This is a genomic window from Nostoc paludosum FACHB-159, from assembly GCF_014698835.1.
Taxonomy (GTDB): Bacteria; Cyanobacteriota; Cyanobacteriia; order Cyanobacteriales; family Nostocaceae; genus Nostoc; species Nostoc paludosum.
On sequence record NZ_JACJTU010000123.1, the window covers coordinates 1 to 6,498 of the forward strand.

General features: G+C 42.4%; 3 protein-coding genes and 1 pseudogene. 1 reads left to right on the forward strand and 3 read right to left on the reverse strand.

The features are described 5' to 3' along the window. Positions 1–457: 457 nt before the first annotated feature. Positions 458–1,438 (forward strand): SDR family NAD(P)-dependent oxidoreductase, encoded by a 981-nt coding sequence (locus H6H03_RS38845; protein ID WP_190960307.1) that lies wholly within the window; start codon positions 458–460, stop codon positions 1,436–1,438. A 370-nt stretch (positions 1,439–1,808) separates the two neighbouring features. Here H6H03_RS38845 and H6H03_RS38850 read toward each other — a convergent pair whose 3' ends face one another. The 3 genes and pseudogenes from H6H03_RS38850 to H6H03_RS38860 form a co-directional block, all read right to left on the reverse strand. Beyond that, positions 1,809–3,731: an Hsp70 family protein gene (locus tag H6H03_RS38850; RefSeq protein WP_190960308.1), complete on the reverse strand. Its 1,923-nt coding sequence runs from the start codon at positions 3,729–3,731 to the stop codon at positions 1,809–1,811. Between the two features lie 13 nt (positions 3,732–3,744). Next, positions 3,745–4,644 (reverse strand): hypothetical protein, encoded by a 900-nt coding sequence (locus tag H6H03_RS38855; protein WP_190960309.1) that lies wholly within the window; start codon positions 4,642–4,644, stop codon positions 3,745–3,747. A gap of 447 nt (positions 4,645–5,091) precedes the next feature. Further along, positions 5,092–6,396, reverse strand: a pseudogene (locus H6H03_RS38860) (glycoside hydrolase family 2 protein); the annotation flags it as partial. Between the last annotated feature and the right edge of the window lie 102 nt (positions 6,397–6,498).

Genomic DNA, 6,498 nt, shown 5'->3' on the forward strand with positions numbered 1-6,498 from the left:
AACAAAGGTGCAAGGCGATGCAACAAAGGTGCAAGGCGATGCAACAAAGGTGCAAGGCGATGCAACAAAGGTGCAAGGCGATGCAACAAAGGTGCAAGGCGATGCAATAAAGTTGCAGGTTAAAAAACTTATGTGTACACCGTAGCTTAGGGAGAGGGGAGCCAGAGATTTAATTCCCCTTCTCCTGTGGGAGAAGAGGTTAGGGGATGAGGGCGTGAGAGATGGGCAAAACCCCTGTCTGATAAGCTTTGAGCTTAAGTTGACACCAATGAGCACTGCTGTGCCCCTACGACAGATGTGGTTTTTCAATCATCCATATTTAGTATTTTCTGTCAATGCGTAAATCCTAGTTATAACCCAAGCGTATTGGGTTATAAAATTGAAATCCTCGGCTGATTTTTTTTCTAGCACAAAAATCTTAAAGAATATTGGAATTAGCAATATTTCATCAGCAATTATGAAACAGCTTGAAGGTAAAGTGGCATTAGTCACAGGAGCGACGCGGGGAATCGGTCGGGGAATTGCCATTGGCCTTGGTGAAGCAGGTGCAACTGTTTACATTACTGGTCGCAGTTTGAACAGTTCCTATACTAATGATGATATTTCGGGAACTCTAACTGAAACGCAATCAGCCGTTCAACAAGTCGGTGGTGTATGCATTCCCGTCCAAGTAGACCACAGCAATGATGAGCAGGTGCGTTTGCTTTTTGAGAGCATCCAAGATGAGCAAAACGGACAACTCGATTTGCTGGTAAATAATGTTTACTCAGGAGTCAGGGCGATAAGAGACGCTTATGGGCGGCCTTTTTGGGATTGTGAACCAAGTGTTTGGGATGCTTGCAACAATGTTGGTCTTCGTAGCCACTATGTTGCAAGTATATTTGCTGCCCGGATGATGACAAAGCGCAAGTCTGGACTAATTTGCACGATTTCTTCCTGGGGCAGTATGTCCTATCTGTTTAACGTAGCATACGGTGTTGGTAAAACAGCCTGCGATCGCCTCGCCGCTGATTTGGCTGTAGAGCTAAAACCCTATAACGTGGCTTCGGTTTCAATTTGGCCGGGTATTGTTGGTACTGAGCATATTTCCCAGATGGTATCTGAAGTCACCCAAACAAATGCTACTGACCAGAGAAGCTCAGTTTTCAGTGACCGTTATAACTGGGAAACTCCGTTATTTACCGGACGAGCGATCGCGAAACTTGCCGCCGATCCAAATATTATGCGCCGTACAGGACGCTTGCAAATCGTTGCCGAACTCGCTAACCAATATGGAATTGTAGATGAAAATGGCGATCGGCCTTCGTCGTTACGCTCTCTACGTTTTGTGCTGCCGGCTGGATTGCCCGTACTGAAAAAATATTCATCGCTCATACCCGATATTAAAATACCGTGGTCACTGTTGCTACTCACTGCCCTAAGTTCGCCTAAAGTTTAAAGGATATGGGGTATGGGGGAGCCACTGCGTTGGGCGGTGCCGACTTGTACCGCTAATACCGTTTCACTTTAAATTTGATACATTTAGGCAAGCAGGGGAGCAGAGGGGAAAGAATTTGTATCAGGATTTTAGTGAAATGGTATAACACCGAACTCCGCAGGGTAGCAAGCGGCGTCATTGGGCATTGGTTAGGAGTTAAAAAATTCAGTTCATCTACAAGCTAGGGGCGGAGGGACACAGGGAAAAGAACAAGGCACATTGAACTCTCCCCTGCTCCCCCAGTTACTGAGCGCAGTCGAAGTATGCTCCCCTGCTCAACGTTTTGAGAGATGTGGCGAGAAATCCGGGTAATGGAGTGTTTACACAAGCATTATTGAATCAAAATTATTGCCTCTTGAACCTTAGTAGATAGAGCTTTTTGTAGCCCTTGCTCAACTTTATTAATTAGTTTGTCAAAGGCGTCTTGATTTGCTGTCAGTTGTTCTTGAATAACTTTATCTAACTCAGGCTTTACTTGGTTGCATATATCGTCAATTTTCCTGTCATTCAAAAAGCTAGAGCGAATCCAACTAGGAACATTGACATTTACTTTAATTACCTCTTTCACACTTTCTCGATTTAGCTCCATACCAGCAGCTATTACCGAAGCGCCATAAACTAATGCAATAGGCCATGTTAAATGTCCGGTCAATATCAGAGTGATTATACTGGCAAGAGTACCCCCACCAATTAATACATTGACAATGAATGCTACTGTGTCACCCAGAATAGCATCCCCAATGGGTAACTCTGGGTTGACTAAAGCAGGCTCAATACTATCTTCAAACCTCAAACTACTTCTGGGTATCTGGAACTTTCGGCATATTGGGTCAGTTTCTGCGGCTAAATCTGGTTGAATTTTCTGATTAAACCAGATGATACATTGGTTGTTAACTATCTGTTGAGCGATATCGCCTTGCAGCCACTTTTGTGCTCGCTGCTTCATTGAGATTTCCAAATCAGCTAAAGTGCGAATTTGATTTTTTTGCCAATCTTTTACCCCCAATCTAACTGCGTTCTCAATTAACCCCTCAGCTAATGGCTTGGCTAATGATTCTATTAACTCTGGAGTATGCTTACCAATCAATTCTTTGAGCTTGTTTGATTCCAGTAATTTATTTACTTCCTGCTTAAAGGCATTAGCGCGTAAATCCCAGCGTCCCACACGCGCTAAACCAAGTGCAATACACCTTTCAGGCTCCGAGTCTGGACGCAGTTGGGTTTCTGGTTCAGGGAAGAATTGCTGACAAAGCTGGTGGGTAAATTTCATCCGAGATGCACCACCAGTCATTAGTACTAGTTTCGGCACAATGCCTTGTTGGTCTAGTTGTTGTTGTGCTTCGGTTAAAGCTTCGTGAAATGATTGCAGCCAACTTTTTTGCTCTAGTTCGGCTAAAGGTTGGTTCAATATTTCCTCAATTATCAATTTGTTGACTTGGGGGATAAAATAAATTTGTTCGTTGATAGATTCAAAGCCACGGGCAAAAGATTGAGCATCGCTGTAAAGCTGTTCATTAGAAAAGTAATCTTCCTTGGCTTTGCGACAGGCTAATTCACAACGCGCTTGATGATGTGGATATTCCTTAAATACTTTTTCGAGTAATGACTTGTGTTCGTGTTTGGCGAGAGTGTTAGCAAAAATAGCTTTATCAATTAAAGATGCACCTAAAGTATTATTGCCAAAATCTAAGGGGATTTCTTGTAAGTTTTTAACTAAGGTAAAATCTGTAGTTGAGGAACCAATATCAATAATCAGCACCGACGATAGGAGTTTTTCATATTCCAGTTTGCCGGCTTCTTTGGCCTGCATAAAAGCTGCCCGTGATTCGGGGACAACATTTAGTAAATGAATGCCAGCTTCTTGCAGCAATTTTTGATATTCTGAACGTTCTTTAATTGTCCATCCTGAAGGGCAACCAACGTAAAAGTAAGTATTGTCCTGAAATTCAATTTGTTTACTTTCTTTTAGTAGGCGGTAGTATGTGGCAACAAAAGTACTAATCGTCTTGCGATATTTGGGATCGTTATTGGGTTTTTGCTTGAAAGTGATTGCCAACTGAGTAACGCCAGCTTGAATTAAGGCTTGTTCGCCAACTAGATAACCCAGTTTTGGATGCCAAGCAAGGGCAGTGATTTGGTTCTTTTTATTATTAATCTCCAACATTTGGGGCGGTTCGATGCTCTCTACAATCGCTTTAGCTACTGCTGTTTCACCGTGTCCCAAATCAAAACCGACTGTTTCTAAAATTTCCATACAATAATATTGTCTATGATTCTACGGCTTGCGAGTATGCTGGCTCAATTACCCTACCGCGTCTGAGCAAGCGATCGCCTTTCAACAACGCGGGTGTAATCGTGACATAATCTTTAGTATCAGGGTCGATACTTGGCTCAAAGTCAAAGTAAGTGCGATCGCTATGAGGTTCTTTTGCTTGATAAATTTGAGCGCGAATCCCCTGAGACATTAAAATTTGTGGCAAAAGTTTGGTGAGTTCCATCGTCATCTGGGGTTTATTCAAAAATGATGCACCCATGAGCCTTTGTAGAAAATTCAATAGTTCTGGCAATTCTTCCATGTTGCGCTCATCTTCGTCTTTGTGCGATTCGGCAAATAAAGCAACTACTAAGTCGATAGTGTTAAGCGCATCAGCTAGGTTATCTAAAAGAATTTGGCTATCAATTTTCAGGACAGGTTGAGCTACTTCCATTATCTGTTGTAAGCTGGAATCATTTCTATCAAGTTGCACCAATACTTCTAATCCTAGCAGTATAGAAGCGAGTAAAATCCCCATCCATGCACCTGGGGTAGCTTTTGTTAAATAAAATAACCAACCTAAAATACCTACATAAAGTAGTACCTTTAGCACCTTTAAAATTAACCGATTGGAGGAAGACGGCAAGGCGAGATTAGTAATTTGTTTATGTTTTGGTGAAACAATCTGAGCAATTTCAACTGCTGCAAGATTGGGAATAGACTGACGCAGCACATCTAAGAAAAATCCTGCTAAACGTACTTGAATTATATTCAGTTCGCTTACATAAATTCTTTCTATATTATCAAGTCGGTTTTGAATTAATTTAACTACCTCCTCAATACTCGTTAAACTATTAATCTCTGTCTGAAGTTGGTTACGTTCTTCACTAAAGATTGAAATTATTTTTTTCATTAGCTTGCTTAAAATTTAAACCCTAATAGTTTGTTTTAAAAGTTGTTGGCTGTGACTTTAGGCACTTATTGATCCCCCCTATCCCCACTTTTTAAGGGGGGGAAATAGAATCAAAGTCCCCCTTTTTAAGGGGGATTTAGGGGGATCTAAAAGTATTTGCTACATCACTAAGGACTTTTCAAACATCCTCTAATATACAATTTTATAATTGTGTGCAATATATTTATATTTTGATGGCAATATCTTTGAGTTGGGGTGGCGCGATCGCTAAGGAAATCTACTCGCTAACAGGAAACCAAAGCAGAGTCATTTAGGACTAATGTCAGGAAAAAAATTTCAACAATTAATACTGCTCAAGTCCCTAATGCTGCCGATGGCAACGCCTGGATCTTTGGCTGCAACCCGCAGCAGAAACTATAGTATTTGTCTGTTGCAGCATCCCCAACTTTAACACCTACTGGGAGTGCAAAATCCTTCACCTGAAAGGGTTGCAGCCCGGATTGCCTCAAGGGGAAATTTTGGCGTGCGATCGCTGTACAATAAACCATTAGCTTCTTGGAAAGTATCAGTAAATTGTGTGTAACAAAATCCACTGAACAGTTCAATATTATTGACGGTTTCCAGTAGGGCAGTGTATTTCATTTCTAACTCTGAGACACTCCAGCAGCGTTCATATCCCCAAGCTTGAGCTGCATCTGGCTTGTCATCAGGGGCATAAGCGATACCACCAAACTCTGATAGCATCACTGGTTGCCCTTGATGCGGATAGTTGTCGAGTGTAAGAATACGTCCTCCGGGGCGCTTATGATTGAGCATATCCGACAGCTTCACCTCTGGCCCATAACGACGAACTAATTGCTGCGGTTTGGTGTCATGAATTGCCAGAATGTCAGTATCCGTACTTTCCCAGCCATCGTTACCAATTACTGGACGAGTTGGATCGAGGGTTTTCGTTAAGTGATACATTGCTAAAACATAGTTGCGGTGAGCTGCTGTTTCGACTAAATTTGGCACTCCCCAAGATTCATTAAAAGGCACCCAAGCAACAATACATGGATGGCTAGAATCTCGCTTGATGACTTCATTCCACTCCCGCGTCATGCGTTCTACTGCTTTGCGAGTAAAGCGATAGGCGCTAGGCATTTCTTCCCATACCAATAACCCTAAAACATCTGCCCAATACAAAAAGCGGGGGTCTTCAATTTTTTGGTGTTTGCGTACTCCGTTGAAACCCATTGCTTTGATCAGTTCTACATCACGTCGCAACGCCTCATCGCTGGGTGGAGTCATGAGTGTATCTGGCCAGTAGCCTTGATCGAGAACCAAACGTAAATAGTAAGGGCGACCATTGAGCATAAAGCGATCGCGCTGTACGCTCACCATTCGGATTGCAGTATAAGATTTTACTTCATCTAGTAGGCGATCGTTGCTCCACAGTTGAATTTCTGCGTCAATTAGTGTTGGCTTTTCTGGACTCCACAATAATTCATTACGAAAGTCGTCAATCCCAGGATCGGCAAGGGCGATGCGGCGATTAATTTCTCCATTCAATACTTCGTAGGTATCATTTGCCAACACTTTATTGCCAACGCTCAATTTCATCTTGATTTGTACGCCAGAAATAGGTACATCACCCGCTAACCCCGCTTCAAAACCAACCTCCCAGCGCTCAAAGTCAGAATTCCAGCACAGATGACCAAGATAAGTCTTACCCACTCGCTCAATCCAAACTGTCTGCCAAATACCACTAGTGGTCTATCGCATTAATTTTGCTGGGTTAGAATGGAAACAGAGAGTCGAGCGATCGCAGATCAGAAGAGTATGCCAAAAAAGCACATAGTAAAGCTAACACAA

Excerpts from the sequence above, each read along its gene's own strand:
- H6H03_RS38845 (WP_190960307.1), top strand. The coding sequence starts at position 458 with ATGAAACAGCTTGAAGGTAAAGTGGCATTAGTCACAGGAGCGACGCGG.
- H6H03_RS38855 (WP_190960309.1), bottom strand. The coding sequence starts at position 4,644 with ATGAAAAAAATAATTTCAATCTTTAGTGAAGAACGTAACCAACTTCAG.
- H6H03_RS38850 (WP_190960308.1), bottom strand. The coding sequence starts at position 3,731 with ATGGAAATTTTAGAAACAGTCGGTTTTGATTTGGGACACGGTGAAACA.